The 662-nt window shown below is 66.8% G+C and carries 2 pseudogenes; both read right to left on the bottom strand.

What is annotated here, in order from left to right:
- Positions 1-200 (bottom strand): annotated as a pseudogene (locus tag EN879_RS37980) (FAD-dependent oxidoreductase); the annotation flags it as partial.
- 2 nt (positions 201-202) lie between these two features.
- A pseudogene (locus tag EN879_RS37975) lies at positions 203-662 on the bottom strand (prenyltransferase); the annotation flags it as partial.

Here is a 662-nt window from a genome sequence, read left to right as displayed (position 1 = left end):
CGGTTCAGCGATCGCATATCGACGACCGCTCCGGCCCCGTTCTGGCAGGAATCGCCGTAGGAGCGGCCATTGCCATAGGCAAGCAGCGACGCCGGCTTGGCCTGACCGCCCTTCAGCAGCGCGATCGCCTCGTCGGCACCGATGGCGCGCGGCGCCGGCGGCGTGGCAAGGCCAAAGCTTGGGAAACGTCCGGCGGCCATGCCTACCAGCCCCCGATGACCAGCATCACCGCACCGATCAGCACCACGATCTGGCTGCGCCAGTCGCGGATGATGAAGACGACCGGATCGTCATGCATCTCGTTGCGGCGCGCCAGGATCCAGACGCGCATGGTAAGATAAAGCACGATCGGCGCCAGCGGCCAGATCAGCCATGGATGCGGATAGAGTTCCCGCACCGCGACACTGTCCATGTAGAGCGCCAGCACCAGCGCCGAGGAGAAGGCCGAGGCCATGCCGGCCTGGGCGACGATCTCCTGGTCTTCGGTGCGATAGCCGCGACCGGCAATGCGCTCGCCGGGCGGAATGGCGGTGGTGCGCAGTTCGACGAAGCGCTTCACCAGCGCCAGCGACAGGAAGAAGAAGATGGAGAAGGCCAGCAGCCAGAACGAGACGTCGACGCCGGTCGCCGCCGCACCGGCCAGGACGCGGATCGTGTAGAGG

The organism is Mesorhizobium sp. M7A.F.Ca.AU.002.02.1.1, assembly GCF_003998535.1.
Classification (GTDB): Bacteria; Pseudomonadota; Alphaproteobacteria; order Rhizobiales; family Rhizobiaceae; genus Mesorhizobium; species Mesorhizobium ciceri.
Note: the sequence above shows the minus strand (reverse complement) of the source record. Positions and strands in the feature narration are given on the sequence as shown.